We start from the raw sequence: 6,561 nt of genomic DNA, 5'->3' as shown, positions 1-6,561 counted from the left end.
TCTCGGTGGTGCGCGAGTTCTGCGGTCACGGCATCGGCCGCAACTTCCACGAGGAGCCGCAGGTGCTGCACTACGGCAAGCCCGGCACCCTGGACGAGCTCAAGCCCGGCATGACCTTCACCATCGAGCCCATGATCAACGCCGGGCGCAAGGAAGTGAAGGAGTTCGGCAACGACGGCTGGACCATCGTCACCAAGGACCATTCGCTGTCGGCCCAGTGGGAGCACACCATCCTGGTGACCGAGACCGGCTACGAGGTGCTGACCCTGTCGGCCGGCAGCCCGCCGCCGCCGGCCTTCGTCGGCGCCGCCCAGGCAGCGCAGCCCGCCGTCCCCGCCTGAGCCGGATGGCCGTGGGCGCGTCCGACCTGGCGGCACTGCGCGAGGAATACCGCGCCGGCAAAGCCGCTCTGCTGGCCTCGCTGCACTCGGGCGGCCCCTCCACCCGCGGCATCCGCAGCCTGTTGCAACGCCTGGCCCGCCAGGCCGACGCCACGCTGCGCACCCTGTGGACCCAGGCCTGCCTGCCGGCCGGCTTCGCCCTGGTGGCGGTGGGCGGTTACGGCCGCGGCGAGTTGTTTCCGCACTCCGACGTCGACGTGCTGCTGCTGCTGCCCGACGGCACGGTGGCCGACGCCGACGCCGAGCTCAAGCGCCGGCTCGAGACCTTCATCGGCGCCTGCTGGGACACCGGCCTGGAGATCGGATCGAGCGTGCGCACCGTGGCCGAGTGCGTGACCCAGGCGCAAAGCGACGTGACGGTGCAGACCTCGCTGCTGGAGTCGCGCCTGCTGGCGGGCAACGTCAAGCTCTACGCCCAGTTCCTCAAGGGGTTTCGCGCCACCGTCGATCCCAAGGCCTTCTTCGTGGCCAAGACGCTGGAGATGCGCCAGCGCCACAACAAGTTCGAGAACACGCCCTACGCGCTGGAACCCAACTGCAAGGAGTCGCCCGGCGGCCTGCGCGACCTGCAGGTGATTTTGTGGGTGGCGAAAGCGGCCGGCCTGGGCGCGAGCTGGGACGAACTGGCCCGCAAGGGCCTGGCCACGCCCTTCGAGGCGCGCCAGATCAAGCGCAACGAGGCCCTGCTGGACCTGATCCGCGCCCGATTGCACCTGATCGCCGGCCGGCGCGAGGACCGTCTGGTGTTCGATCTGCAGACCGCGGTGGCCGAGACCTTCGGCTACCAGACCGAGACCGGCCCGAACGGCCGCATCGTCTCGCGCGCCAGCGAGGCGCTGATGAAGCGCTACTACTGGGCGGCCAAGGCGGTCAGCCAGTTGAACCAGATCCTGCTGCTCAACATCGAGGAGCGGCTGGACCCCGGCACCCAGGCGCCCCAGCCGATCAACGAGCGCTTTGCCAACAAGGCCGGGATGATCGAGGTGGCCAGCGACGACCTCTACCTGAAAAACCCGCACGCCATCCTGGAGACCTTCCTGGTCTACCAGACCACGGTGGGCGTCAAGGGCCTGTCGGCGCGCACCCTGCGGGCGCTGTACAACGCCCGCCAGGTGATGAATGGCAAGTTCCGCAAGGACCCGGTCAACCACGCGACCTTCAAGGCCATCCTGCAATCGCCCCAGGGCATCACCCATGCCATCCGGCTGATGAACCAGACCTCGGTGCTGGGCCGCTACCTGTGGGTGTTCCGCAAGATCGTCGGCCAGATGCAGCACGACCTGTTCCACGTCTACACCGTGGACCAGCACATCCTGATGGTGCTGCGCAATGTGCGGCGCTTCTTCATGGCCGAACACGCCCATGAATACCCGTTCTGCTCGCAGCTGGCCGCCGGCTGGGACAAGCCCTGGATCCTGTACGTGGCAGCCCTGTTCCACGACATCGCCAAAGGCCGCGGCGGCGACCATTCCGAGCTAGGCGCGCGCGAGGTGCGGCAGTTCTGCCGCCAGCACGCCATCGATACCGAAGACTGCGCCCTGATCGAGTTCCTGGTGCGCGAGCACCTGACCATGAGCCATGGAGCGCAAAAGCAGGACCTGAGCGACCCCGCGGTGATCGCCGCCTTTGCCCAACGTGTCGGCAACGAGCGCTACCTGACGGCGCTGTACCTGCTGACGGTGGCCGACATCCGCGGTACCAGCCCCAAGGTCTGGAACGCCTGGAAGGGCAAGCTGCTGGAAGACCTGTACCGCTACACCCTGCGCACCCTTGGCGGGCGCGCGCCCGACCCGGACGCCGAGGTCGAGGCCCACAAGCGCGAGGCCCTGGTGCAGCTGGCCCTGTTCGCCCTGCCGCACGAGGCCCACAAGAAGCTGTGGGCCACGCTGGACGTGAGCTACTTCATGCGCCACGACGCCGGTGAGATCGCCTGGCACACCCGCCACATTTCACGCCATGTGGGCGTCACCCCGGGCCTGGTGCGGGTGCGCATGTCGCCGGTGGGCGAAGGCCTGCAGGTGCTGGTCTACACACCCGACCAGACCGACCTGTTCGCCCGCATCTGCGGCTATTTCGACCAGGGCAGCTTCAGCATCCTGGACGCCAAGGTCCACACCACCAACAACGGCTATGCGCTGGACACCTTCCAGGTCATCAGCCCCATGCTGCCCGAGCACAAGCGCGAGCTGGTCAGCATGGTCGAGTCGGAGCTGGAGAGCACGCTGCACAAGGCCGGCCCCCTGCCGCCGCCCAGCCGCGGCCGGGTCTCGCGCCGGGTCAAGAGCTTTCCGGTCGCGCCGCGCGTGCACCTGGCGCCCGACGAGAAGGCCCAGCGCTGGCTGCTGTCGATCTCGGCCAGCGACCGCGCCGGCCTGCTCTACTCGGTGGCCCGGGTGCTGGCCCGCCACCACATCAACCTGCAGCTGGCCAAGGTCTCGACCCTGGGCGAGCGGGTCGAAGACAGCTTCCTGATCGATGGCCCCGAGCTGCAGCACAACAAGGCGCAGATCGCCATCGAGACCGAGCTGCTGGAGGCGCTGGCGGCCTAGGCTTGCTAGCCGATCAGCGTGCAGCGCGCGTAGCGGTGCAGCTTGCCCTTGAAGGCCTCGCCGTCGGGCAAGGCGATGACGGCGGTCTTGCTGTGGGCATAACCGAGCACACCCATCTTGCGGTTGAAGCTTTGCTGGTTGCCTCGGTCCGGGTCGACGATCAGCACCTCCACGTCCAGGCTGGAATGGCGGTCGATGAACTGCGACAAGGCCTCGGGCTGGCCGCGGTCGTAGAGCACGTCGCTGCCGATGATCAGGTCGAACAGCCCCAACTGCGGGTTGGCACGGTTCCAGTTGGCGTCCTGGTACTTCATCACCGGCAGCTGGTTCAGGCGCAGGTTCTCGGCCAGGAAGCCCGCCGCCAGCGGATGGCAGTCGCTGGCCGTGATGTCGCCGCCGCGGCGGTGCACCACCAGGCTGGCCAGGCCCAGGCCGCAGCCCAGCTCCAGGATGCGTTTGCCGGCCAGGGCATAGCTGACCATCACGCCGGCCAGCACCTGGCCGGAGGGCCAGAGCAGGCCGAACAGCGGCCAGGAGGCCGGCGGGATGCCGGCCTCTTCGGCCTGGCCTTCGGGGTCGTGGTATTGCTGGCGGTCCAGCAGGGAGCGCAGCTTGAGGTCGGCCCCGCTGCCACTGATGGTCTCGAGCTTGACCTTGTAGCCCAGGTCAACGGGCGTGCTGGGCGCGTGCGGCATGCGGAAAAACTTCCTGCGTGCGACACGCTTGTGGGGAGCAGCGGCCGGTGCGACCGCCGGACCAGTGTACGCCTGCGTCCTTGGCCTGCTCCCGACAGCAGGCAGCGGCCCCGGCTGACAGGCCCGGGTTGGCGCCGCTGGCGCAATGCGCCCATGGCACGCCACAAATCCATCAATCCGGCCTGGCTGCTGCAGCGGCTGCGGTGCATGCACCTGCACCCGGTGCGCTCCAGCGGCGTGCGGCGCCTGGGCTATGACCCGGCATCGCGCATGGCCGCCGTGCTCTACCCGGCCACCGATGTGGTCTACGGCTATCCCAATCTGAGCGACGAGGAATTGCAAGGCCTGCTGGAAGTGCTGCAGCACCTGGACGACCACTCACTGGGCCACTACGTCAGCACCGTGATCAAGGCTCGCCACGAGCACGAGCACCTGCGCTGGGACAGTGAGAACGGCTAGGCCAACTGCGGCAGGACCTGGCGCCAGAACGCCAGCAGCAGCTGCGCCGCCGGCGCCCGGCCCAGGGCCTGGACGGTGCGCAGGCCGCCCTCGCGCAGAACCGCCTGGGCCGGCCCGCCCTCGGTCGCTGCCGCGGCGGCCCGCGCCAGCTGGTGGGCGCAGGCCACGATGTCGTCCTCGGGCGCCCACAAGCCATTGGCCGGGGAAGCGCTGTCGCTGCCGCCGGCCACGCCGTTGAAACCCGCCACCAGGCAGCCGCAGGCCATGGCCTCCAGGGCCGTCAGGCTGTGCGCCTCCAGGCGCGCCAGCGACAGGAAGACCGCCGACTCGCCCATGGTCTGCGCCACCTTGGTCTCGTGGGCGTTGTCGATCAGCAGCCAGGGCCAGTCACGGAACTGCGGGTACAGCGCCAGGAACAGGTCGCGCACAGCGCCGGCCTCGACCTGACGCTTGCGCGGCACACAGGCGATCTGCAGCGCCTTGTCTGTGCGCAGGGCGAAGCGCTGCGTGTCGATGTAGAACGGCGTGTAGCCGCGCGCCAGCTGCGGCATGCGCAACTCGAAGAAGCGCAGCACCGTCTGGCTGACGCACAGCACGTGGCTCACGCCGTAGTCGGCATAGGACAGGTGCCGACCCAGGCCGCGCCAGACGTAATTGGGGTTCTGGCAGAACACCAGCTTGGGCTGGCGTGAACCGCCATAGCGCTCCAGCAGGGCGTTGTGGTTTTCCGGGAAGACCAGCACGTCGTCCGGCCGCAAGCTGTCCAGCCTGACCAGGGGCAGGTCGCCGCTGTCGAACCAGCCGGGCCGCACGCCGTCCTCGGTCGCCACCACGGCGGCCTGGCCGTGGGCGTTGAGCAGCGCCACATGCTGGAAGGCGACCTTGATGCCGCCGGAGATCTCGGCAGCCGGCCAGCTCAGGTAGGCGATGCGCGGCATGCAAAGGCGAAGTCAGTCGTCGGCGTCGGCGTCCAGGCCCGGGAACAGCACCTCGGTGAAGCCGAACTGCGTGAAGTCGCGCACCCGCATCGGGTAGAGCTTGCCGATCAGGTGGTCGCATTCGTGCTGCACCACGCGGGCATGAAAGCCATCGACCGTGCGGTCGATGGGGTCGCCGTAAGGGTCGAAGCCGGTGTAGCGGATCTTCGCCCAGCGCGGCACCAGGCCGCGCAGGCCGGGCACCGACAGGCAGCCTTCCCAGCCGTCTTCCTCGGCATCGCCGATGGGAGTGATGACCGGGTTGAGCAGCACGGTGCGCGGCACCAGGGGCGCGTCGGGATAGCGCGGATTGGGTGCATCGGTGCCGAAAATCACCAGTTGCAGGTCGACGCCGATCTGCGGCGCGGCCAGGCCGGCGCCGTTGACGGCGTGCATGGTGTCGAACATGTCGGCCACCAGCAGGTGGATGGCATCGGTGTCGAATTCGGTGATGGGCTGGGCCAGGCGCAGCAGGCGCGGGTCGCCCATTTTCAGGATGTCGCGGACGGTCATGGAGCAAGCATACCCGGGCGCCGTGGCTTGCCCCAACCCCCCTCTTCCCTCCAGACGGATGAGACGGTACAACCGGAACCCATGCGTGAAATCTTCGCCGGCCTGACCATCTTCTTCATGTGGCTGCTGCACTGGCTGCCATTGCCACTGCAGGCGGCCATCGGCAACGTCCTGGGAACGCTGCTGTACGCGCTGGCCGGACGGCGCCGCCGCATCGTTCACACCAATTTACGCCTGTGTTTTCCAGAACTCGGCGCGCGCGAGCGCGGCCAGCTGGCCCGGCGCCACGTGCGGCTGGTGATGCGCTGCTTCCTGGAGCACGGCCTGCTGTGGTGGGCCTCCGAGGCGCGGCTGCGGCGCCTGATCCGCTGCGAAGGCTTCGACAATCTGCAGCGCGAGCTCGACGCCGGCCAGGCCGTGGTGATGCTGGCGCCGCATTTCATCGGCCTGGACCAGGGCGGCGCCGGCTTTTCCATGCACTTCCAGGGCAGCGCCATGTATGCGCACCAGAAGATCCGGCTGCTGGACGCGCTGGTGCTGCGTGGCCGCCAGCGCTTCAACGCACCCCTGCTGCTAGCGCGCCAGGACGGCCTGCGCGCTGCCGTCAAGGCCATCCGCAAGGGCCTGCCCTTCTACTACCTGCCCGACATGGACTATGGCGCCGAGACCGCCGTCTTCGTGCCTTTCTTCGGCGTGCCGGCCGCCACCACCACCGGCCTGTCGCGGCTGGTCCAGCTGGCCCATGCCAAGGTCATCCCCCTGGTGACCGAGGTCCTGCCCTGGGGCCGCGGCTACGTGGTGCGCATGGAGCCAGCCTGGACCGACTTCCCGACGCCGGACGTGGAGGCCGACACCCGGCGCATGAACGCCTGGCTGGAGAGCCGCATCCGGCCCATGCCGCAGCAGTACTACTGGGTGCACCGGCGCTTCAAGACGCGGCCGCCCGGCGAGCCGCGCATCTACTGAC

7 protein-coding genes are annotated in these 6,561 nt (G+C 68.7%); 4 read left to right on the top strand and 3 right to left on the bottom strand.

Features of this window, described 5'->3' with window-relative positions; translation table 11 throughout:
* Positions 1-341: M24 family metallopeptidase (locus tag Q0632_RS12305; RefSeq protein ID WP_298929896.1), on the top strand; the 341-nt coding region annotated here is incomplete at its 5' end.
* A gap of 5 nt (positions 342-346) precedes the next feature.
* A complete protein-coding gene (locus Q0632_RS12300) occupies positions 347-2,950 on the top strand; it encodes a [protein-PII] uridylyltransferase (RefSeq protein WP_298929891.1) in 2,604 nt (867 codons plus the stop codon).
* A 5-nt stretch (positions 2,951-2,955) separates the two neighbouring features.
* Here Q0632_RS12300 and Q0632_RS12295 read toward each other — a convergent pair whose 3' ends face one another.
* Complete coding sequence (locus Q0632_RS12295) at positions 2,956-3,645, bottom strand: methyltransferase domain-containing protein (protein ID WP_298929887.1); 690 nt, start codon at positions 3,643-3,645, stop codon at positions 2,956-2,958.
* Positions 3,646-3,798: 153 nt separating this feature from the next.
* On the opposite strand from Q0632_RS12295, the gene Q0632_RS12290 reads away from it, so the two are divergent.
* Positions 3,799-4,104 carry a hypothetical protein gene (locus tag Q0632_RS12290; RefSeq protein ID WP_298929882.1) on the top strand — a complete coding sequence of 102 codons (306 nt, stop codon included), beginning with the start codon at positions 3,799-3,801 and terminating at the stop codon, positions 4,102-4,104.
* On the opposite strand, the gene Q0632_RS12285 is transcribed toward Q0632_RS12290, so the two are convergent.
* Both Q0632_RS12285 and def read right to left on the bottom strand, forming a co-directional pair.
* Positions 4,101-5,042 (bottom strand): hypothetical protein, encoded by a 942-nt coding sequence (locus Q0632_RS12285; RefSeq protein ID WP_298929877.1) that lies wholly within the window; start codon positions 5,040-5,042, stop codon positions 4,101-4,103. The genes Q0632_RS12290 and Q0632_RS12285 overlap by 4 nt on opposite strands.
* Before the next feature lie 12 nt (positions 5,043-5,054).
* Positions 5,055-5,594, bottom strand: a complete 540-nt coding sequence (gene def / locus Q0632_RS12280) for a peptide deformylase (RefSeq protein ID WP_298929872.1) — start codon at positions 5,592-5,594, stop codon at positions 5,055-5,057.
* Between the two features lie 81 nt (positions 5,595-5,675).
* On the opposite strand from def, the gene Q0632_RS12275 reads away from it, so the two are divergent.
* The gene (locus Q0632_RS12275; RefSeq protein WP_298929870.1) at positions 5,676-6,560 is read left to right on the top strand and encodes a lipid A biosynthesis acyltransferase; all 885 of its coding nucleotides are present in this window, start codon (positions 5,676-5,678) and stop codon (positions 6,558-6,560) included.
* Position 6,561: the final 1 nt, after the last annotated feature.

It is taken from the genome of uncultured Ramlibacter sp. (genome assembly GCF_936925435.1).
GTDB lineage: Bacteria > Pseudomonadota > Gammaproteobacteria > Burkholderiales > Burkholderiaceae_C > Ramlibacter.
Note: the sequence above shows the minus strand (reverse complement) of the source record. Positions and strands in the feature narration are given on the sequence as shown.

Coding starts and splice junctions, on each gene's coding strand:
- Q0632_RS12300 (WP_298929891.1), top strand. CDS start 347: ATGGCCGTGGGCGCGTCCGACCTGGCGGCACTGCGCGAGGAATACCGC.
- Q0632_RS12295 (WP_298929887.1), bottom strand. CDS start 3,645: ATGCCGCACGCGCCCAGCACGCCCGTTGACCTGGGCTACAAGGTCAAG.
- Q0632_RS12290 (WP_298929882.1), top strand. CDS start 3,799: ATGGCACGCCACAAATCCATCAATCCGGCCTGGCTGCTGCAGCGGCTG.
- Q0632_RS12285 (WP_298929877.1), bottom strand. CDS start 5,042: ATGCCGCGCATCGCCTACCTGAGCTGGCCGGCTGCCGAGATCTCCGGC.
- def (WP_298929872.1), bottom strand. CDS start 5,594: ATGACCGTCCGCGACATCCTGAAAATGGGCGACCCGCGCCTGCTGCGC.
- Q0632_RS12275 (WP_298929870.1), top strand. CDS start 5,676: ATGCGTGAAATCTTCGCCGGCCTGACCATCTTCTTCATGTGGCTGCTG.